Annotated in this window: 22 protein-coding genes; 7 read left to right on the top strand and 15 right to left on the bottom strand. The window is 72.6% G+C overall.

The window, feature by feature from the left end; translation table 11 throughout:
* Window positions 1-214 precede the first annotated feature (214 nt).
* A complete protein-coding gene (locus tag AB0B86_RS33085) occupies window positions 215-1,354 on the bottom strand; it encodes a hypothetical protein (RefSeq protein ID WP_357420546.1) in 1,140 nt (379 codons plus the stop codon).
* A gap of 398 nt (window positions 1,355-1,752) precedes the next feature.
* Between AB0B86_RS33085 and AB0B86_RS33080 the strand changes: the two genes are divergently transcribed.
* The 3 genes from AB0B86_RS33080 to AB0B86_RS33070 are packed head-to-tail and all read left to right on the top strand — an operon-like array spanning window position 1,753 to window position 4,859.
* Window positions 1,753-2,112: a YraN family protein gene (locus tag AB0B86_RS33080; protein ID WP_357413643.1), complete on the top strand. Its 360-nt coding sequence runs from the start codon at window positions 1,753-1,755 to the stop codon at window positions 2,110-2,112.
* Window positions 2,113-2,145: 33 nt separating this feature from the next.
* On the top strand, window positions 2,146-3,666 hold the full coding sequence (locus AB0B86_RS33075) for a YifB family Mg chelatase-like AAA ATPase (protein WP_357413641.1): 1,521 nt from the start codon (window positions 2,146-2,148) through the stop codon (window positions 3,664-3,666).
* A complete protein-coding gene (locus tag AB0B86_RS33070; RefSeq protein WP_357413639.1) occupies window positions 3,663-4,859 on the top strand; it encodes a DNA-processing protein DprA in 1,197 nt (398 codons plus the stop codon). The genes AB0B86_RS33075 and AB0B86_RS33070 overlap by 4 nt, the downstream gene beginning before the upstream one ends.
* On the opposite strand, the gene AB0B86_RS33065 is transcribed toward AB0B86_RS33070, so the two are convergent.
* Window positions 4,834-5,418 (bottom strand): hypothetical protein, encoded by a 585-nt coding sequence (locus AB0B86_RS33065; RefSeq protein ID WP_357413637.1) that lies wholly within the window; start codon window positions 5,416-5,418, stop codon window positions 4,834-4,836. The two genes, AB0B86_RS33070 and AB0B86_RS33065, sit on opposite strands and share 26 nt — an antisense overlap.
* 343 nt (window positions 5,419-5,761) lie before the next feature.
* On the opposite strand from AB0B86_RS33065, the gene AB0B86_RS33060 reads away from it, so the two are divergent.
* A complete protein-coding gene (locus AB0B86_RS33060; protein ID WP_357413635.1) occupies window positions 5,762-6,853 on the top strand; it encodes a tyrosine recombinase XerC in 1,092 nt (363 codons plus the stop codon).
* Window positions 6,854-6,896: 43 nt separating this feature from the next.
* On the top strand, window positions 6,897-8,078 hold the full coding sequence (locus tag AB0B86_RS33055) for an aminotransferase class V-fold PLP-dependent enzyme (RefSeq protein WP_357420543.1): 1,182 nt from the start codon (window positions 6,897-6,899) through the stop codon (window positions 8,076-8,078).
* On the opposite strand, the gene AB0B86_RS33050 is transcribed toward AB0B86_RS33055, so the two are convergent.
* On the bottom strand, window positions 7,999-8,688 hold the full coding sequence (locus tag AB0B86_RS33050; RefSeq protein ID WP_357413631.1) for a M23 family metallopeptidase: 690 nt from the start codon (window positions 8,686-8,688) through the stop codon (window positions 7,999-8,001). The two genes, AB0B86_RS33055 and AB0B86_RS33050, sit on opposite strands and share 80 nt — an antisense overlap.
* Before the next feature lie 72 nt (window positions 8,689-8,760).
* Here AB0B86_RS33050 and AB0B86_RS33045 point away from each other — a divergent pair, with 72 nt between their 5' ends.
* Window positions 8,761-8,901 (top strand): hypothetical protein, encoded by a 141-nt coding sequence (locus AB0B86_RS33045; protein WP_357413629.1) that lies wholly within the window; start codon window positions 8,761-8,763, stop codon window positions 8,899-8,901.
* 50 nt (window positions 8,902-8,951) lie between these two features.
* Entirely contained in the window at window positions 8,952-10,079 is a 1,128-nt protein-coding gene (locus tag AB0B86_RS33040) for a sulfite oxidase (protein ID WP_357413627.1), read from the top strand.
* 54 nt (window positions 10,080-10,133) lie between these two features.
* Here the strand turns inward: AB0B86_RS33040 and AB0B86_RS33035 are convergent, their stop codons facing one another.
* From AB0B86_RS33035 to proS, 12 genes are all read right to left on the bottom strand, one after another.
* Entirely contained in the window at window positions 10,134-10,457 is a 324-nt protein-coding gene (locus tag AB0B86_RS33035) for a DUF2469 domain-containing protein (protein WP_007075222.1), read from the bottom strand.
* Complete coding sequence (locus AB0B86_RS33030) at window positions 10,454-11,266, bottom strand: ribonuclease HII (protein ID WP_357413625.1); 813 nt, start codon at window positions 11,264-11,266, stop codon at window positions 10,454-10,456. The genes AB0B86_RS33035 and AB0B86_RS33030 overlap by 4 nt, the downstream gene beginning before the upstream one ends.
* On the bottom strand, window positions 11,260-11,799 hold the full coding sequence (locus AB0B86_RS33025; RefSeq protein ID WP_357420540.1) for an NUDIX domain-containing protein: 540 nt from the start codon (window positions 11,797-11,799) through the stop codon (window positions 11,260-11,262). The genes AB0B86_RS33030 and AB0B86_RS33025 overlap by 7 nt, the downstream gene beginning before the upstream one ends.
* Window positions 11,800-11,846: 47 nt before the next feature.
* Entirely contained in the window at window positions 11,847-12,482 is a 636-nt protein-coding gene (gene lepB / locus AB0B86_RS33020) for a signal peptidase I (RefSeq protein WP_357413621.1), read from the bottom strand.
* A gap of 10 nt (window positions 12,483-12,492) precedes the next feature.
* Window positions 12,493-13,362 (bottom strand): signal peptidase I, encoded by an 870-nt coding sequence (gene lepB, locus AB0B86_RS33015; RefSeq protein WP_357413619.1) that lies wholly within the window; start codon window positions 13,360-13,362, stop codon window positions 12,493-12,495.
* A gap of 183 nt (window positions 13,363-13,545) precedes the next feature.
* Entirely contained in the window at window positions 13,546-13,902 is a 357-nt protein-coding gene (rplS, locus tag AB0B86_RS33010; RefSeq protein ID WP_030487486.1) for a 50S ribosomal protein L19, read from the bottom strand.
* A gap of 140 nt (window positions 13,903-14,042) precedes the next feature.
* Window positions 14,043-14,816 (bottom strand): tRNA (guanosine(37)-N1)-methyltransferase TrmD, encoded by a 774-nt coding sequence (gene trmD, locus AB0B86_RS33005; RefSeq protein WP_357413617.1) that lies wholly within the window; start codon window positions 14,814-14,816, stop codon window positions 14,043-14,045.
* A 10-nt stretch (window positions 14,817-14,826) separates the two neighbouring features.
* On the bottom strand, window positions 14,827-15,381 hold the full coding sequence (gene rimM, locus AB0B86_RS33000) for a ribosome maturation factor RimM (RefSeq protein WP_357413615.1): 555 nt from the start codon (window positions 15,379-15,381) through the stop codon (window positions 14,827-14,829).
* A complete protein-coding gene (locus AB0B86_RS32995; RefSeq protein ID WP_172862164.1) occupies window positions 15,381-15,641 on the bottom strand; it encodes an RNA-binding protein in 261 nt (86 codons plus the stop codon). The genes rimM and AB0B86_RS32995 overlap by 1 nt, the downstream gene beginning before the upstream one ends.
* Window positions 15,616-16,104: a 30S ribosomal protein S16 gene (gene rpsP, locus AB0B86_RS32990; protein ID WP_357413613.1), complete on the bottom strand. Its 489-nt coding sequence runs from the start codon at window positions 16,102-16,104 to the stop codon at window positions 15,616-15,618. Before rpsP ends, AB0B86_RS32995 begins: the two co-directional genes overlap by 26 nt.
* Window positions 16,105-16,333: 229 nt before the next feature.
* Complete coding sequence (locus tag AB0B86_RS32985; RefSeq protein WP_357413611.1) at window positions 16,334-16,981, bottom strand: DUF402 domain-containing protein; 648 nt, start codon at window positions 16,979-16,981, stop codon at window positions 16,334-16,336.
* A 73-nt stretch (window positions 16,982-17,054) separates the two neighbouring features.
* Window positions 17,055-18,461 (bottom strand): proline--tRNA ligase, encoded by a 1,407-nt coding sequence (gene proS / locus AB0B86_RS32980; RefSeq protein WP_357413609.1) that lies wholly within the window; start codon window positions 18,459-18,461, stop codon window positions 17,055-17,057.
* Window positions 18,462-18,997: the final 536 nt, after the last annotated feature.

Raw genomic sequence — 18,997 nt, 5'->3', positions numbered from 1 at the left:
CGAACTCAACGGACGACCACGCCAAACCCTCGACTGGCAAAATCCAGCCGAGGTACTCCACAAACACCTGGTTGCAACCGCCACTTGAAACCGCCTGGCGTGGACACCGCGATTTCCAGGAAACCGAGTCGATCATGCGTGCGGGCAGGGCGAGGGCGGGCGGGGCGAGGGCGGTCCGGCCGGGCCGGGTGGGCCCGGGCGCTTGGCTCAGAGGTCAGCCGACGGCGAGCGCGGCGGCGACGAAGAGCACCAGGCCGACGGTCAGGTAGGCAGTCGGTGGACGCAGCCAGCCCCGGCCGGTGTCGGAGAGCGCCAGACCGCCGGTTCGGAGCCCGTAGAGCCCGATCGCGAAGATCGGCAGCCCCGCCACCAGGGCGATACCGACCACGACGTTCCCGGCGTCCACCGGATCGCCGGTCACGCCCGCGAGCAGCACCCGCAGCGCGGGAACCTCGAAGATCAACACCAGCAGGGCGAAGAGTACGGCCAGCACCGGCCGACGGGTCCGGTAGACGCCATCGGCGGTCGGCGGATACACCGACGGCTCGGCGGTGGGCAACTCGGGGCGGGGTCCGATGCCCGGCATCGGACCGGTCGGCATGTCCAACGGATGCGGCGTCTCGCCGCCGCCCCGGGTGGGCTCGATGATCGGATACCCGCTGAGCGGGGCGGGACGGACCTGGTCGGCGAGCACACCGGGCGGCGTCTCGGCGACCGGCGTCGCCGAACGGACGGCCTCCTCACGGCCGACGGTCAACGGCGCGTCCGTCGCGGCCGACTCCCGGGCGGCCCGACGACCGGGAAGCTCTCCGGAAATCTCCGACGGGTCCCGGTCAGCCCGCCGAGACCGGGTCACCCGGTATGCCTCGGTCTCCGGCCGAACGTCAGCCAACGGGTCGACCGCGCCGAACCGTCCCGAGTCGGGTTCGCCCGCACCGAACCGGCCGGGCTGGGCGTCCACCGCACCGAAGCGACCCGAGTCCGACTCCGGAGCACCACCGAACCGGCCCGCGTCCACCGCGCTCAACCGACCCGAGTCCGACTCCCCAGCACCACCGAACCGGCCGGTGTCCACCGCGCTCAACCGACCCGAGTCCGACTCCCCAGCACCACCGAACCGGCCCGCGTCCACCGCGCCGAAGCGCCCGGAGTCCGGCTCCCGGCGTCGGCCGACGCCGGTGTCCTCGACGGAGCGGGTCCCGTCGGGCCCACGCTGCTCGGGAACCTCGTCCCGGTACCGCGGTTCGCCCGCGGCGCGCCACTCCGACTCGCCGTAACCGTGACCCCGCTCGTCGGGGTACCAGCGCGACTCCTGATCTTCCGGGAAACTCCGTCGTCCGTCCACGTCAGGCACCGTATGCGACCGGCCACGCCCGCGCCATTTCGGCCCGACCCGCCGCGGCCTCCCGTTCGATGATCACCGCGACCGGACGACCCGCAAAGGGAACGCGCCGCCGCCTCCGCGAGCGTTGATCAGGTGCTGAAAAGTAGGTCCGCAGCCGGCCTGGCGACTACTTTCCATCACCTGATCATGGTGAACGGCGCCATTGTCAGCCGGTCCTGCCGCCCGGCACCGGCGGCGGTGTCCGCGAGCTGTGCCGGGCTGGAAGTCGCTGACCGGTTCGTTCGTGCCCGAGGCGCCCTAGCACAGCGTGGGCTTGATCGGGTGGTCGTCCACAGCGCAGTGGTTATCCACAGTCGATCTTCCCTGGGGGTCGCGGTGTTCGCACTCCGGCAGGCACCGTGCCGTCCATGACGAAGCGGAACCAGGCAGTCGGCGCGTACGGGGAGCGGTGCGCCGTTCGGCACCTGACCGAGGCCGGGCTGCGCCCGATCGCCCGAAACTGGCGCTGCCCGGCCGGGGAGATCGACATCATCGCCTGGGACGGGCCGGTGCTCGCCTTCTGCGAAGTGAAGACCCGCCGGGGTGACGGTTTCGGCACCCCGGCCGAGGCGGTCGTACCGGCCAAGGCCCGCCGGCTGCGGGGGCTCGCCGCGCGCTGGCTGACCGAGACCGGCACGACCGCCGAGGAGGTGCGTTTCGACGTGCTGTCGGTGCGGCTGCCCGAGGCCGGCCCGGCGCAGGTCGACCACCTCAAGGGCGCGTTCTGAGATGCGTACGCCGAAGGGGCCGGTGACGGCGTCATGAGCTACGCGAAGGTGCTCTGCGTGGGTCTGGTCGGGGTGACCGGCCACCTGGTCGAGGTGGAGGCCGACCTGGCCGCCGGCCTGCCGGCAGTGGTGATCTCCGGCCTGCCGGACACCGCTCTGCACGAGGCCCGCGACCGCGTCCGCGCCGCGGTGGTCAACTCCGGTCAACGCTGGCCCAACCGGCGGATCACCCTCAACCTGCTGCCCGCCACGCTGCCGAAGTTCGGCTCGGCCTTCGACCTGGCCATCGCCGCCGCTCTGTTGGGCGGCTCGGGTGAGCTGCCGCTGCTTCCGCTGGAGGGTGTGGTGGTCCTCGGCGAGTTGGGGCTCGACGGCACGGTCCGGCCGGTGCGCGGCGTGCTCCCGATGGTCGCCGCCGCGGCCCAGGCCGGCGTCGAGCGGGTGGTCGTCCCGGTCGGCAACGCCGCCGAGGCCGCGGTCATCCCCGGGGTACTGGTGCGAGCGGTGGACCACCTGCACCGGCTGGTCTCCTTCGTCCGCGACGGCACCCCGCTGATCGAGCCACCGGCAGCCGCGCCGACACCTGTCGTCGGCGGGCCGGATCTCGCCGACGTCGCCGGGCAGCAGGTGGGCCGACGTGCGTTGGAGGTGGCCGCCGCCGGTGGGCACCACGTGGCACTGCTCGGTCCCCCGGGCGCCGGCAAGACGATGCTCGCCGAACGACTACCGTCGATCCTGCCCGAGTTGGACGACGAGGCGGCGTTGGAGGTGACAGCGCTGCACTCGGTCGCGGGGCTGCTGCCGCCGGGCGGTCGGTTGCTGCGACGCCCACCGTTTCAGGCACCGCACCACACCGCGACGGTGCCGTCGCTGGTCGGCGGCGGCTCGGGGCTGGCCCGGCCGGGCGCGGTGTCGCTGGCCCACCGAGGCGTGTTGTTTCTGGACGAGGCGCCCGAGTTCAGCAAGGGCGCGTTGGAGGCATTGCGCCAACCCTTGGAGCACGGTCACATCCAGCTCAGCCGCAGCGGTGGCGGCACCGTCTACCCGGCCCGGACCCAGTTGGTTCTGGCAGCCAACCCTTGCCCCTGCGCGAAACCGGCCGGCGACTCCCATTGCGAGTGCTCCGCGTTGGTCCGTCGTCGCTACCTGGGCCGGCTCTCCGGGCCGCTGCTCGACCGGATCGACGTACAGGTGCGGCTGATGCCCGTGCGGGCGGCGGAGTTGATGGCACCCGACGGCGACGTCGAGTCGTCCGCGACGGTCGCCGCGCGGGTGGCGGCGGCCCGACAGGCGGCAGCGGCCCGCTGGGCCGTCCTCGGCCGAAGGCTCAACGCCGAGGTGGACGGCCCGCATCTGCGTCGACCGCCGTGGCGGCTGCCCGCCCGGGTCACCGCCGAGCTGCGCGGCCGGCTCGACTCCGGCTCACTGTCGGCACGCGGCTTCGACCGGGTGATCCGGATGGCCTGGACCATCACCGACCTGGACGGCCGGGACCGGCCAGACCGGGACGACGTGCGGGAAGCGATCCAACTCCGGACGGGAGAAGCGATGTGAGTGCCGACGACGAGCGCAGGCTGGCCCGGGTCGCGCTGACCTGGCTGGCTGAGCCGGGCACCCGCGTGGTCTACCACCTGGTCGAACGGCTCGGGCCGGTGGCGACCCTGAACCTCCTGCTCGACGGGGGCAGCCCGGACGGCTGGCTGCGCAGCACGGTGGCGGCCAAACTGGCCGGCGGTGACGCGCGGGCGGTGGCGGCCGAGGCGCTTGAGCGCGCCGACCGGCTCGGTGCCCGACTTGTCACGCCGGAGGACGAGGAGTGGCCGGCCCGGGTCGCCGACCTGGCCACGCTGCGCCTGCCGGACGTCGCCCGCCGGGTGGACGGTGAGACCGCCCCACCGCTCTGCTTCTGGGTACGCGGAGGCTGGCCGCTGGGCGAGGCCCTGGATCGTTCGGTGGCCGTGGTGGGGGCGCGGGCGGCCACCGGGTATGGGCAGCATGTCGCTACCGAGTTGGGATACGGCCTGGCCGAGCGGGACTGGACAGTCGTGTCCGGTGGCGCGTTCGGCATCGACGCCGCCGCCCACCGGGGTGCCCTGAACGCCGGTGGCCTGACCGTCGCGGTGCTTGCCTGTGGACTGGACCGGCCGTACCCGATGGGGAACGCCGCACTCTTCGACCGGATCGCCGACACCGGGTTGCTGGTCAGCGAGTGGCCGCCCGGCGCCGAGCCGTTGCGGCCCCGGTTCCTGATCCGCAACCGGGTGATCGCCGCGGGCACCCTGGGCACCGTCCTGGTGGAGGCGTCGGCGCGCAGTGGCGCGACCCAGACCACGCGGCGAGCCTTGTACACGCGTCGGGCGGCAATGGTGGTGCCCGGGCCGGTGACCTCGGCGATGTCTGTCGGCGCGCACGAGTTCCTCCGCGACAACCCCAGGGCCCGGCTGGTCACCGGTGTGGCACACGTACTTGAGGAGGTGGGCCGGATCGGCGCGGACCTGGCTCCGCCGGCGCGGGGCCCACAGCGGCCCGCCGACACGCTCGACGACGATGCGCGCGCACTGCTGGAGGCGTTACCCCGTCGAGGGGCCAGGGGTGTGGACGCCCTCGCGACCCGGGCCGGTCTCGACGTGCGCACCACGATGCGCAAGCTGTCCCTGCTTGAGGAGTTGTCGATGGTGGTCCGTCGCGATGACGGTTACGCCCTCGCCGCGCTGCCGACGGTCAGCAAGAGGGAGGCCCCGATCTGAGCTGGACGAGGACGTCGCGCTCCCACACCGCAAGTTCTGCCGCGAAGTCGCTGCTGCCGGGGTCGGATTCGTCGAGGTACGGCTTGAGAGCGCCAGCCGCGGTGACCAGGCCCGCGGCGCGGACCAGCCGGCGTAGGTCTGCTGGGGCCAACTCACGCCACTGCGGCGCGACGCGTACCGCCACCTCCGTCGGCATCGGCAGGCAGGCCCGGAACGCGGCGATCGCGTGCCGGGGGTCCAGCAGCGCGACCTCCGGTGTGGGGCGGGCGTGGCCGAGGGCGACGCTGGTCAGGAGCAGCCGCCGGACGGCCGCCTCATGTTCGTCGATGCCGTTGGTGTCCTGGGTCCGCCGGAGCACCACGTCGTAGGCGACGGAGTGGGTCCGCCAAGCTACCGGGGAAACCTCGGCGCCCTCCTGAGTGAGTTGCGTCGTGAACAGTTGCAGAACGCCCAACCACTCGTTACCCGTCCACTGCACGTGATCGGGCTCAGCAGAGAGCAGCCAAGTGACGAGGCCCGACCGGTCGAGCCTCGTCACCTGCTCCCAGTCAGCGGTCACCGGACCGGCACGCCGAGCTTCGCGACGGCGTTCGATGCCACGCTTCTCGCCGCCAGCGTCGGTTCGGTAGTGGTCGGTGTGCTCATCGATCTCAACTCCCCACTAACAGTCAGGGGCGTTACCGATCACGACCGCCGCACCCGCGCCCAGCACGTCGGCGCCACAGGTGACAGTCGGGTGCGGATGACCTTATTGCCTTCGACGGACTCCGACACCACCCCGAGGGCGTCCTCGCCCGGACATCGGCATCGTCGTGACCGGTGGAGCGCACCCGTCCGCCGTAGGCTGGTGGTGTGTCAGCTGCCAGTGCGGGGGCCGGAGCCGACGAACCGGCGCGTCCGCGATGAGCCGGCCCGACCGGAGTACCCGGGCCATGCACCAGGCGCTGCCGCCAGCGCTGCGGGACGCCGTCGACGACTTCGCCGAACACCTGTCCCGGGTGCGGAACCGGTCCACGCACACCGTCCGCGCGTACGTCACCGATCTGGTCTCGCTGCTCGACCATGCCGTCCGGATGGGCTGCGTCGACCTGACCGAGCTTGACCTGTCGGTGCTGCGCAGCTGGCTGGCACGGCAGCGCACCACTGGTGCGGCGCGCACCTCGTTGGCGCGGCGGGCCGCGTCGGCGCGGGCGTTCAGCGCCTGGGCGCACCGAGCCGGGTTGCTCTCCGTCGACGTCGGTGCGGGGCTGGCCAGCCCGCGTGCGCACCGGGACCTGCCGAGCGTGTTGCGCGCCGACCAGGCGGCCGCGTTGGTCGAGGCGCCGGCCCGGCGAGCACCGCCCAACAACCCGCCACCCCCCGACCTACCGCACCCAGCCCGCACCGGCCCAGCCCGCACCGGCCCAGCCGGCACCGAGTCCGCAGCCACAGACCTCGCCCGCACCGGCCCCGCACGCACCGATTCGGCGGCGGCCGCACCGAAGGACACCGCGGTGCCATTGCGCGACCGGGTACTGCTGGAGCTGCTGTACGCCACCGGCGTACGGGTCAGTGAGGCCTGCGGGCTGGACGTCGGGGATGTCGACAGCGGTCGACGGGTGATCCGGGTGTTCGGCAAGGGCGGACGGGAGCGCTCGGTGCCGTACGGGGTACCCGCCCAGCGGGCGCTCGACGACTGGCTGCGCCGGGGCCGCCCGGCGCTGGTGGGCGACCGCTCCGGGGACGCGCTGCTGCTCGGCGCGCAGGGTGGTCGGCTCAATCCGACGACAGCACGTCAGATCGTCGGTGCGTACGCCGAGGCCGCCGGTCTGCCCCGGACGAGCCCGCACGGTCTACGCCACTCGGCGGCCACCCACCTGCTTGAAGGTGGTGCGGACCTACGCGCCGTGCAGGAGCTGCTCGGCCACTCGTCGTTGGCCAGCACGCAGATCTACACGCACGTCTCGGTGGAGCGGCTGCGTGCCGCCTACCGCCAGGCCCACCCGCGCGCCTGATCAAGCTCCGCGGAGCGGGAGCGCCGGCGGTTACGATCATCAAGTGAGCGTCCCGCAGCCCCCTGAGCCGATTCCGGGCGCCCGCCTGCTCTTCTCCCTGGACCCGGCGGTCAGCCACCTCAACCACGGCTCGTTCGGCGCGGTCCCGATCGGGGTGCAGCGCGCCCAGCAGCGGCTGCGTGACGAGATGGAGTCCAACCCGCTGCGCTTCTTCACCAAGGGGCTGGTCGACCGGATCGCCCACACCCGCCGACACCTCGCCGGGTTCCTGGGTGCCGACCCGGACGGCAGCGCCCTGGTCGGCAACACCACGACCGGTGTCGCCGTGGTGCTCCAGTCGATGGGCCTGCGGGCCGGCGACGAGGTGCTCAGCACCGACCACGGCTACGGGGCCGTGAGCCTGGCCATCCACCGCGAGTGCCGCCGCACCGGGGCGGTCAGCCGGGTCCTGCCGATTCCACTGGCCGCGACCGACGATCAGCTCGTGCAGATCGTCCGCGACGGCCTGCGCCCCGGCCGGACCCGACTGCTCGTCGTCGACCAGCTCACCTCGGCCACCGCGAAGCTCTTCCCGACCGCCGCCATCGTCGGGGTGGCCCGCGAACACGGCATACCGGTCCTGGTCGACGCCGCGCACGCCCCGGGGATGCTGGCCACGACGGTGGCCAGCATCGGCGCCGACTTCTGGGTGGGCAACCTGCACAAGTGGGCGTACGCCCCGCGCGGTACCGCGCTGCTGACTGTGGCACCGCAGTGGCGGGACCGGATCGAGCCGCTCGTGGTCTCCTGGGAGCAGGAGTCGGGCTTCCCGGCCCGGATCGAATGGCAGGCGACGCTCGACTACACGTCCTGGCTGGCCGCCCCGGCCGGGCTGTTCACGCTGCGCAGTCTCGGCCTCGACCGGGTACGGGCGCACAACGCCGCACTCGCCGCGTACGGCCAGCGGGTGGTGGGGGAAGCGCTGAAGGTGCCCCCCGCCGAGCTGCCCGACCCCGGCGGGCCGGGGGTGTCTCTGCGCCTCATCCCGTTGCCGGCCGGGACGGCCGCCACCATCGACGCGGCGCGGGCGTTGCAGGCGCGGATCGGCGAACGGCTCGCCGCCGAGGTGGCGGTGATGAGCTGGAACGGCAGTGGGTGGTTGCGGCTCACCGGTCAGGTCTACAACGTCGCCGACGAGTACGAGCGGCTGGCCGTGCGGCTGCCGGCGCTGCTCGCCCAGCGCTGACCCCGCGGGTGCCGGCCCCACCGACCGGCAGCAGTCGCACCGGGCCGAGGCCGAGCAGTGCCAGCGGGTCGAGATAGTCCGCGCCCCGGCGCAGGCCCCAGTGCAGGCAGGCTTCGGCGGGGCAACCCGGGTGGCCCGGCAGCAGCTCACCGAGGGGCGTGCCGGCGGCGACCGGTTGACCGGGACGCACCGTCGGTCGCACCGGCTCATGGGTGGTGCGCAGCCCGTCGGGGTGCCCCACGGTGATCACCGGTCGGCCGGCAACCAGGCCGGCGAAGAGCACGGTGCCCGGACCGGCGCTGCGGACCACCGCGCCGGCCGGCGCGGCCAGGTCGACGCCCCGGTGACCGGGCAGCCACGGTCGGGGCGGCGGGTCGAACCGGCGGACCGGACGAGGCGGACCGTCGACAGGCGGGCGGTACCGTCCGGCGGACGCTGAGGCGGACGTCAGCGCCGCGGCCGGCACGGTGGGCACCGGTGCCCGGCGAGGGCCCGCCGTGACCAGCACGACCAGCCCGCAGAGCTGGACGATCAGCGCGAGGGGAAGCGCGGCGCGGAGCAGCCCGGGATGGTGGACCGGGCCGATGCGCGGTGCGGATGGCTGTCGCATGACAGCAGCCTCGGGCCGCAGCCGGGCCGTCCGCCAGCCCGGCCGAGGAAGCTGTGGACAACAAACGGTCCTGTGGACGACCACCCGGAAGATTCGCTGATCTGCTATGCCCGGGCCGTGGAGACGCCGGCCGCGCTGGGTCGCTCCCCGGCCGTCAGCACCGAGGTCGACCGCTCGTACGGCCGGTCGTCCACTGCCGCACTGCCTGGCTAGGCTGGGTGGCGTACGGCGGGTGCCGCCGTGTGGACCGGGGAGGCCCAGGCATGACCACTGTCGATGACCGGACGCCGACGGTGGCCGACGTGAGCGGCCCGTCCCGGCTCGCGGCGCCGGACGAGGCGATAAGCGCCGAGGAGTTGCAGCTCGCCGCCCGCAACCACGGCATCCCGTTGGAGGCGTTGCGCTACGACGTCACGCCCGCCGGGCTGCACTACCTGCTGATCCACTACGACATTCCGGAGGTCGACGCGGCGGCGCACACGCTCACCGTCGGCGGCGCGGTGGACCGCCCACTGACGGTAAGCCTCGCCGACCTGCGGGAGCGGCCACGGGTCACCCGGCAGGTGACCCTGGAGTGCGCCGGAAACGGTCGAGCCCTGCTGCACCCCCGCCCGGTCAGCCAGCCGTGGCTGGTCGAGGCGGTCGGCAACGCCGAGTGGACGGGCACCCCCCTCGCGCCGCTGCTGCGGGAGGCGGGCCTCGGGCCGGACGCGGTCGAGGTGGTCTTCACCGGCGCCGATCACGGGGTCGAGCGCGGGGTCGAGCAGGACTACCAGCGGGCGCTGCCGGTTGCCGACGCGCTGCGCGAGGAGGTGCTGCTGGCGTACGAGATGAACGGCGCTCCCCTGCTGCCCCAGCACGGCGCTCCGCTGCGGCTGATCGTGCCCGGCTGGTACGGCATGGCGCACGTCAAGTGGCTGCACTCGATCGAGGTCCGGACCGAGCCGTTCGAGGGGTACCAGAACGCGGTGGCCTACCGGGTGCGCACCGACGCCGACGACCCGGGCGTGCCGGTCACCCGGATCGAGCCGCGGGCGCTGGTCCGCCCGCCCGGCTTTCCCGACTTCATGTCCCGTCGCCGGGTCGTACGCCCCGGCCCGTGCACAGTGGACGGTAGGGCCTGGTCCGGGCACGCCCCGGTGGTGGCCGTGGAGGTCACCACCGACGGTGGGCAGAGCTGGACGCCGGCCGAGCTGGACCCGGCGGCGGCAGGCGACTTCGCCTGGCGGCGCTGGCGGTACGAGTGGACCGCCACCCCGGGCCGGCACGTGCTCGGTGCGCGGGCGACTGACGCGTCCGGGCGGACCCAGCCGGTCGAGCAGCCATGGAACCGGGGCGGCTTCGCCAACAACCTGGTGCAGCGGGTCGAGGTGCTGGTGCCGGCCGAGTGATCGGCGGCAGGTGCTACACCACGGGTGGGGGGCCCGCGTTGCAGCCGGGCGCGGTCAGCCGCCGAAGCCGGAGTCGGCCGGCAACGAGATGTCGGGCTTCTCCAACTCCTCGACGTTGACGTCCTTGAAGGTCATCACCCGGACGTTCTTGACGAAACGGGCGGGACGGTACATGTCCCACACCCAGGCGTCGTGCATCTCGACCTCGAAGTAGACCTCGCCGTCGGAGTTGCGCACGTGCAGGTCGACCTGGTTGGCCAGGTAGAACCGACGCTCCGTCTCCACCACGTACGAGAATTGGCGGACAATGTCGCGGTACTCCCGGTAGAGCTGCAGCTCCATCTCGGTCTCGTACTTCTCGAGATCTTCCGCGCTCATCGCACTCCGCCTTCCATGGCCACATCTTCCCCCACCGACGTCTGAGGCCGAGGCTGCTCGCCCAACGCCACGCCGACGGTACCCCCTGACGCCCCGGAGCGCTCCATCGGCTCTTCCCGGTCGAATCCGCCGGGACGTCTGGCGCGCGGCGGCCGTCCGTCGCGGCCGGAGACCGCTGCGACATTGACGTACGAGAACCGGTGCTCCTGGCACGGCCCGTGCTCGCGCAGCGCCGCCGAGTGCTCCGGGGTGATGTACCCCTTGTGCTCGGCGAAGCCGTACGCCGGGAACACCGCGTCCAGCTCGACCATCAGCCGGTCCCTGGTGACCTTGGCGAGCACGCTGGCCGCCGCGACGCACGCCGCCACCCGGTCACCCTTCCACACCGCCAGGCCGGGCACCCCCAGGCCGTCCACGCCGAAGCCGTCGGTAAGCACGTACTCCGGGCGGGTGCTGAGGGAGGCGAGCGCCCGGCGCATCGCGGCCAGGTTGCACACGTGCAGCCCGCGGGCGTCCACCTCCTCGGCGGGGATGACCACCACTGCGTACGCGAGCGCCCGGTCCACCACCTCGGCGTACACCCGTTCCCGGCTGGCCGGGGTGAGCAGCTTCGAGTCGGCCAGCCCCTCGATCTCGCCGGGCCGGCCTTCGGGCAACACTGCGGCGGCGGCGACGAGCGGACCGGCGCACGCGCCGCGGCCGGCCTCGTCGGCGCCGGCGACGTGCCGGAAGCCTCGCCGTTGCAGCGCCCGCTCCAGGGCGTACAGGCCGGCCTCGCGGCGCACGACGGTGCGCGGTGGGGTCAGCACGACGCCTCGTTCCGGTCGGTGGTGGTCGACCGCCCCAGCCGGGTCAGCAGGGCGGGCAACTCGGGCGGATAGAAGCGTTCGCCGCTGGCCGCCAGGTCGTCGGGCAGCCACCAGCGGTGCCCGGCGATGCTGCGCTTCTCGACGTCGGTGAAGCCGACCGTGTCCACCTGCCAGAACGGTACCCGGAGGAGGAAGAAATCCTGCGCCTGGCGGTACCACGTGCCGTCGAACGGGAACTCCGTCGCGTCGGACCAGACCGGCTCGCCCAGCTCGGCCGGGTCCACCCGCAGCCCGGTCTCCTCGGCCAACTCGCGGGCCGCGCCCGCCGCCGGGGACTCGTCCGGGTCGAGCCCGCCGCCCGGGGTGAACCAGTAGCGGTGCCCGGGTCGGGTCGGGTCGAAGCCCTCGAACAGCAGGACCCGGCCCGCCGTGTCGACGAGCAGCACGCGGGCCGCGCGTCGAGAGGTGTAGACACGGTCGCCGCTGTTCGCGACTGCGGGGCTCGCAAGCTCATTCCTCGCGCTCACGTTCACCGCCCCAGCCTGCCAGACCGACGGCGGATCGCCCACGCCCCGCCGGTCTACGGCTTGGGAATGCCGTCGAACTGGTCGGGCACCGTCAGCCAGGTGGCCCGGCTGACCGGCCAGAAGACGGTGAACGCCCGCCCGACCACGTCGTCCTCGGGGATGGTGGCCTCGGTGATGTTCTGCCCGGACTGCTGCCAGTGCTCGAGCGAGTCACCGGAGGCCGAGCGGTGGTCGCCCATCACCCACAGCCGGCCCTTCGGCACGGTGATGTCGAACTCCTGGTCGGCCGGCTTGTCGCGGACCCCGTCCATGGAGAAGATGTACGGCTCGTCCAGCGACTTGCCGTTGATCATCAGTCGTTCCTGCGGGTCGCAGCAGACCACGTGATCACCGGGAACGCCGATCACCCTCTTGATGAAGTCCTCACCCTCGGGGTTGCCGCTCCACTCGATCGGAGCCTTGAAAACGATCACCTCGCCCCGGTGCGGCGAACGGAAGTCGTAGACCAGCTTGTTGACCAGCACCCGGTCATCGATCTTGAGAGTGTTTTCCATGGACGGGGAGGGGATGAAGAAGGTCTGCAGCACAAAGGCGCGGACCAGCACCGCGACCAGGATCGCCACACCCAGCAGGATCGGCAGCTCCTTCCAGAAGGAGCTGCGCGGCTTGTCGGTCTGCTCGTCAATCACGCCAAGGAGCCTACGTTGCCGAACTGGACGTCATCGACCGGAACGCGCGGGAAGCACGTAGTGCGGCCGCCAACGGCAGGATCAGCAACACACCACCCTGCGGGGTCGGTCGCACCGGGGGCGCGCCCGAGGATGCCGTGCCCGGGGCGGGCACGTCGTCGAACGTCGCCGGCACCGACAGCGGGTTCCACCGCGACGAGGGCCAGACCACCATGAACGCCCGGCCGACCACGTTGTCGATCGGCACCGGGCCCTGGCAGCGCGCGTCCTGGGAGACCTCGCGGTGGTCGCCCATCACGAAGATCTGACCGGGCGGTACGACGACCTCGTCGAAGCGCCGGGAGCGGCACTCCGACGGGTTGGGCGGCAGGTCCAGCGGGGAGTCCCGCAGGACGTACGGCTCGTCGAGGGGCGTGCCGTTGACAGTCACCCGCCCCTGGCTGTCGCAGCATTTGACCCGGTCGCCGGGGAGACCGATCACCCGCTTGATGAAGTCCTTCTCACCGGGACGGCTCACGCCGACCAGGTCGCCGACGGTCCGGGTCAGCTTGCCGACGAAGCCCGGCTCCGGCTGCTCGTCGACCTGCGGCGCCCAGCGGTCGGTGCCCCGGAAGACCACCACCTCGCCGCGGGCCGGGTCCCGGACGTCGTAGACGACCTTGTTGACAAGCACCCGGTCACCGATGAGGAGGGTGTCCTCCATCGAGCCGGACGGGATGAAGAACGCCTGGAGCAGGAAGGTGCGAATCAGCACCGCGAGGCAGAACGCCACCACGAGCAGCAGCGGAAGCTCCTGCCAGAGCGGCATCTGCCGGCGGCCACGGCGGGCGCGTCGGCGCCACGGATCAACGGTGCCGTCCTCGTCAAGCGTCTGCACCACGCCACTCCCCGGTCCGCAGAAACACCACCGCCCGGGAGCCTCGTCGAGGCTCCACGGGCGGCAGTGGACGGCTACCCGCCCCGATGGGCGGGCCCGCCGCCATGCTGCGCCCGTGACGACCAGGGTAGTGCGATCTGGTCGTTACGGCATACGCGCAGCTCAGGCGGCGTGGCGAGCGGGAAGTCAGCTGGGCTGCTTCTCCCGCTTCTCCTTGATCTTGGCCTTCTTGCCGCGCAGCTCGCGCAGGTAGTACAGCTTGGCGCGACGCACGTCACCGCGGGTCACGACCTCGATCCGGTCGATGCCCGGACCGTTGATCGGGTAGGTGCGCTCGACGCCGACGCCGAAGCTGACCTTGCGGACCGAGAAGGTCTCGCGCAGACCGTCGCCCTGGCGGCGGATCACGACGCCCTGGAAGATCTGGACACGGGACCGGTTGCCCTCGACGACGCGGGCGTGCACCTTGACGGTGTCACCGGCCCGGAAGTCGGGAAGGTCGGTCCGCTTCGACTGGGCGTCAAGGGCGTCCAGGATGTTCATCGCTGCGTCCTCGTAAGGCTCACGGCACACCGTCACTCGGTGCGCGGATGGGTGATTCTGATCCCCAGGTGGTCGGCGGGCCGACCCCGATCGGAGATCCTCGCAGCCGCCCGCGGGCGCGGACGGATGCGGCAACCCCCCTACTTTGCCACATCCCCCGGTGGCAGCTGAAATCCGGCCCGGTCCAGGGCCGCGATGTCCCGTTTGTCGAGCCGATCCGCCGGCAGCGCGGCGAGCAGGTCAGGGCGGCGAGCCGCGGTCCGCAGCAGACCCTCCTCGCGCCGCCAGCGGGCGATCTTGCCGTGGTCACCGGAGCGGAGCACCTCCGGCACGTCGTGCCCGCGCCAACTCGGCGGCTTGGTGTAGATCGGCGCCTCCAGCAGCCCGTGCGCGTGCGACTCCTCGTCAAGCGAGCCCGCGTTGCCGAGCACCCCCGGCAGCAGTCGGGTGACCGCCTCAAGCATCACCAGGACCGCTACCTCGCCGCCGAAGAGCACGTAGTCACCGAGCGAGACCTCGGTCACCGGCATCCGGGTGGCGGCGTGCGACAACACCCGCTGGTCGATGCCCTCGTACCGGCCGCAGGCGAAGAGCAGGTGCGACTCGGCCGCCAACTCGTACGCCATGGCCTGGGTGAACGGCGCGCCGGCCGGCGACGGCACCAGCAGCCGGGGCGGCGGGGCCGCGGCCGGCGCGAGCGCGTCCAGCGCCTCCCCCCACGGCTCCGGGCGCATCACCATCCCCGGCCCGCCGCCGTAGGGGGTGTCGTCGACGGTGCGGTGCACGTCGTGGGTCCAGGTCCGCAGGTCGTGCACGGCAAGCTGGAGTACGCCGTTGGCCCGCGCCCGACCGATCAGCGACAGCTCCAGCGGGGCGAAGTACTCCGGAAAGATCGACACGACGTCGACGCGCATGGGGGTGGTCCTAAAGATCGAGCAGTCCGGCCGGCGGGTCGACGATCACACGTCCACCGGCCAGGTCGACCTCCGGAACGATCGCCCGGACGAACGGGATCAACGCGGTGCGCCCCTCGGGGCGGCGCAGCACCAGCAGGTCCGAGGAGGGGGCGTGGTCGATCCGGGCCACCTCGCCCAGCCGTTCGCCGGCCGGGGTCACCACTGCCAACCCGACCAACTGGTGGTCGTGGAACTCCTCCGGGTCGTCCGGCGGGGCCACGTCGGCGCTGTCCACCACGAGCAGTGTCCCGCGCAGCGCCTCGGCGGTGTTGCGGTCCGGAATGCCCTCGAACGCGACAAGCACCCGCCCCTGGTGGAAGCGGGCATCCTCGATCGTCAGCTCGGCGGGAACCTGGAACGGCACCCCGGGCCCGTCGGTGATGGGCGGGGGTGTTGCCCCGGGTTCGGTGCGCAGCACCGAACCCGGGGCGAACCGTGCTTCAGGCTCGTCGGTCCGCACTTCCACGGTGACCTCACCGCGAACGCCGTGCGGCTTGCCGATCCTTCCGATGACGAGCTGCATCAGTACGAGTCGACGATGTCGACGCGTACCCCGCGCCCGCCGATGGAGCCGATCACCTGGCGCAGCGCCTTGGCGGTCCGACCGGACCGCCCGATCACAGTGCCAAGGTCCTCGGGGTGTACGCGGACTTCGAGCCGCTTACCCCGACGGGAATCGACCATCCGCACCCGGACGTCGTCCGGGTGGTCGACGATGCCCTTGACCAGGTGCTCCAACGCCGGACGCAGAGGCATGTCAGGCCTGCTCACCGGCGTCGGCAGTGGCGGCGGGGGCCTCGGCCGGGGCCTCGGTCGCCGGCGCCTCGGCCGCAGCCTCGGTCTTCGGAGCCTCGGCAGCCTTGGCGGCCTTCTTGGCCGGCTTGGCCGGGGTCTCCGGGGCGAGCCCGGCGGCGGCCTTCGCCTCAGCCTCGTACGCCGCCTTGCGGTCGGCCCGCTCGGGGGCGACGAGCAGCGGCGGCGGGGCCGGCAGGCCCTTGTACTTCTGCCAGTCACCGGTCAGCTCCAGCAGCCGCTGCACCGCCTCGCTCGGCTGAGCGCCGACGGACAGCCAGTACTGGACCCGCTCCGACTTGACCTCGATGACCGAAGGGTCTTCCTTCGGCTGGTAAACCCCGACGAACTCGATCGCCCGACCGTCACGCTTGGTGCGCGAGTCGGCGATGACGATGCGGTACTGCGGGTTGCGGATCTTGCCCATCCGCAGGAGCCGGATCTTTACGGCCACAGTTGTTTCGCTCCTGTTGCGATCTCACCGGCCCGTATGGGCGGTGTGCATGGGTGAGCGCCGACCGGACCCGTGGGGTTGGGCCGGAGACTACTCGGTGGACTAGCGACGTGCCCGGGTTAGAGGGCGCCGGACGCGCGCCGGATACCAGCGACCCATTCTGCCAGATCCGCCGTCGATCTCGCGCATCGGACCCGGACACCGGGCCGGCGGTGACCCGGAACACCTCTCAGCGCACCGGCGGACGGTCCCACCCTGGCGGCAGTTCATCCGGTACGTCCCAATCCGCTGGCGGGGTGAAGTCGCACCAGGTGCCGTCGAACGGGAACTCACCGGCCTCGGCGAGCGCGATCACCCGCTCCCCCTCGGCGCGGACCGCCTTCTCGTCGGTCACCCAGTAGTCGGCACCGAAGGCGAGGCGCTCGACGAACTCGTCCTCGTCCTTCCAGCCCCAGCTCAGGTCCGGGCGTACCACCACGTCGAGGTCCTGGTCCACCACGTCGACACCGGCCACCGGGCCGTCGTCCCAGCGGACGCCGGGCTCCTCCAGGTTGACGTACCAGTTGGCGAATCGGCCCTGCGCGTCCCGGAACCACCAGACGGAGTGCGCCGCCCCGGTGGGCAGGAACTTCAGCAGCGGCGGGCCGTTCCAGCGCCCGTGCGCCAACCGGTACGACGACGAGATCCACTGGGCGAAGGGCATCGCCCGCATCCCCAGCCCGGCCTCGGTCACCTCGTGGGCCACCGGCGAGTCCCGGGCGATCCACACCAGCAGGCCCCGCTCGTCGTCGCTGACCACGCGGCCCGGCCGGACCCAGCCGATCCGGCCGTGCCGCACATTCCGGTGCATGATCAGCCGACCTGCCGTAAAGCGCACGGCAGCACCTCCGGAGCTGTTGACAGGGGGCCCTTCCGCTGCCGCGGGCGCAGGAAGGGCCCTTCCACACGCCTCAGTAGGCGCGGGCGAGGATGGCGATCAGGTCGGGCTCGTCCTCGGAGTCCGGTACCGAGCCGTCGGCGCGCAGCAGGCAGCGCACCGTGACGCCCTGGCCGTTGGCCTCGGCCTCGCCGGCCACGCCGACCGCCGACCACGGCACCTTGGCCCAGCCGGTGGCGGCCGCCTCGATCGCCTCGGCAAGCGTCGACACCTCGACGGTGCGCGACTCGCGGTTGGCCAGCGCCTGGTCGTGCAGCACCTGCTGGTCGGTCTCCAGCGCGGCAAGCACCGCGGCGACCACGTCGGCCACCGGCGTCGGGGACTTCGACCCGTCGGTACGACGCACCACTGTCGCGTTGCCGACGGCCAGGTCACGGGGGCCGACCTCGACGCGTACCGGATAGCCACGCAGCTCGGCGTCGACGGCCCGGCGGCCGAACGCGGTGTCGGTCCGGTCGTCGAGCGCGACCCGGACACCGGCGTCACGCAGGCCGTCGCGCAGCTTGGCCGCCGCCTCGCCCACGCCGTCGCCGTCCTTGACGATCATGACGTACGCCTGGATCGGGGCCAGCTTCGGCGGCACGCGCAGACCGTTGTCGTCGCCGTGCGCCATGATCAGGCCGCCGAGCATCCGGGTCGACGTGCCCCAGGAGGTGGTCCAGGCGTGCTCCCGGCCGCCCTCCTTGGAGGAGTAGCTGATGTCGAACGCCTTGGCGAAGTTCTGCCCCAGCTCGTGACTGGTGCCCAACTGGAGGGCCTTGCCGTCGCCCATCATGCCTTCACAGGTGTACGTGGCAGTCGCCCCGGCGAACCGCTCGCGCGCGGTCTTCAGGCCCACCACGACCGGGATGCCGATCACGTTGACCATCAGATCCTCGTACGCCTCGTGCAGGATCCGCCGCGCGTACGCCCGGGCGTCCTCACGGGTGGCGTGCGCGGTGTGCCCCTCCTGCCAGAGGAACTCGCTGGTCCGCAGGAAGATCCGCGGACGCAGCTCCCACCGGACCACGTTCGCCCACTGGTTGAGCAGTAGCGGCAGGTCCCGGTACGAGTCGATCCACTTGGCCATGAACTCGCCGATCACCGTCTCGCTGGTGGGACGCACCACCACCGGCTCGGCGAGCGGCTTGCCACCACCGTGCGTGACGACCGCCAGCTCCGGCGAGAAACCCTCGACGTGCTCGGCCTCACGCTTGAGGTAGCTCTCCGGGATGAAGAGCGGGAAGTACGCGTTCTCCGCACCCGCCGCCTTGATCCGGGCGTCCATCTCGGCCTGCATCCGTTCCCAGATGGCGTAGCCGGCCGGGCGGATGACCATGGTGCCGCGAACCGGGCCGTTGTCGGCCAGCTTCGCCTTGGCGATCAGGTCCTGGTACCAGCGGGGGAAATCCTCCGCACGGGGAGTGAGCACGCGTGCCATGACCGCACATCCTATGCGCCACGCGGGTCCCCGCCGCGCCCGGGAGGCGCCGCGCCGCGCGAGCGGCGTAGGGCGGGCGCGCGGCCCGCATTTGCCGGGGGGCGGCGGGCGCTGGGGCGGGGGCGCGCAGCGGGCGCTGGGCGGGACGGCGACCCGCCCAGCGCGGGGCGCACGGCGGGCGCTGGGCGGGACGGCGAGCCCGCCCCTCGCAGGGCGCACGGCGGACGCTGGGCGGGACGGCGAGCCCGCCCCTCGCAGGGCGCACGGCGGACGCTGGGCGGGACGGCGAGCCACATCGTGCTCCCGCCATCCCCGATCGACCAGACCGCCACGGCCCTGGCCGACCTGGCCGTGCACCTCTTCACCGCCGCCGCGACCACTCGCCCGCCCCGCTGACGCTCCACGTCGTCGGACGCGGACCGTCGCGCCGCCGGCCCCCCACGCCCCACGCCCCACGCCCCACGCCCCACGCCCCACGCCCCACGCCCCACGCCCCACGCCCCACGCCCCACGCCCCACGCCCCACGCCCCACGCC

The sequence above is a fragment of the Micromonospora sp. NPDC049047 genome, assembly GCF_040649135.1.
GTDB lineage: Bacteria > Actinomycetota > Actinomycetes > Mycobacteriales > Micromonosporaceae > Micromonospora.
The sequence above is the reverse complement of the archived record's forward strand: the minus strand, read 5'-3'. Positions and strand labels throughout refer to the sequence as shown.

Coding starts and splice junctions, on each gene's coding strand:
- AB0B86_RS33080 (WP_357413643.1), top strand. CDS start 1,753: ATGACGAAGCGGAACCAGGCAGTCGGCGCGTACGGGGAGCGGTGCGCC.
- AB0B86_RS33060 (WP_357413635.1), top strand. CDS start 5,762: ATGAGCCGGCCCGACCGGAGTACCCGGGCCATGCACCAGGCGCTGCCG.
- rplS (WP_030487486.1), bottom strand. CDS start 13,902: ATGAACATCCTGGACGCCCTTGACGCCCAGTCGAAGCGGACCGACCTT.
- AB0B86_RS33075 (WP_357413641.1), top strand. CDS start 2,146: ATGAGCTACGCGAAGGTGCTCTGCGTGGGTCTGGTCGGGGTGACCGGC.
- AB0B86_RS33040 (WP_357413627.1), top strand. CDS start 8,952: ATGACCACTGTCGATGACCGGACGCCGACGGTGGCCGACGTGAGCGGC.
- AB0B86_RS33035 (WP_007075222.1), bottom strand. CDS start 10,457: ATGAGCGCGGAAGATCTCGAGAAGTACGAGACCGAGATGGAGCTGCAG.
- trmD (WP_357413617.1), bottom strand. CDS start 14,816: ATGCGCGTCGACGTCGTGTCGATCTTTCCGGAGTACTTCGCCCCGCTG.
- rimM (WP_357413615.1), bottom strand. CDS start 15,381: ATGCAGCTCGTCATCGGAAGGATCGGCAAGCCGCACGGCGTTCGCGGT.
- proS (WP_357413609.1), bottom strand. CDS start 18,461: ATGGCACGCGTGCTCACTCCCCGTGCGGAGGATTTCCCCCGCTGGTAC.
- AB0B86_RS33050 (WP_357413631.1), bottom strand. CDS start 8,688: ATGCGACAGCCATCCGCACCGCGCATCGGCCCGGTCCACCATCCCGGG.